Raw genomic sequence first — 213 nt, forward strand, 5'->3', positions numbered from 1 at the left:
CGCCGGCGTTGGTACCGACCGGCGCGATACCACCGTCGCCGCCGTTGCCGCCGCTGCCGCCGTTGCCGAACCACGTACCGGCATTGCCGCCGTGGCCACCGGCGCCGCCGGGTGCACCCTGCTGGCCGCCGTTCCCGCCGGCCCCGCCGGAGCCGCCGAGCTGACCTGCATTGCCCCCGGCTCCGCCGGCACCTTCGATCGGACCCGCCCCGC

The 213-nt window shown here is 78.4% G+C and carries 1 pseudogene; it reads right to left on the reverse strand.

Annotation, left to right across the window (positions count from 1 at the left end):
- Positions 1 to 213 (reverse strand): annotated as a pseudogene (locus BST12_RS35240) (PE family protein); the annotation flags it as partial.

Origin of the sequence: Mycobacterium angelicum, assembly GCF_002086155.1 — a bacterium.
In the GTDB taxonomy this organism is placed as follows: domain Bacteria; phylum Actinomycetota; class Actinomycetes; order Mycobacteriales; family Mycobacteriaceae; genus Mycobacterium; species Mycobacterium angelicum.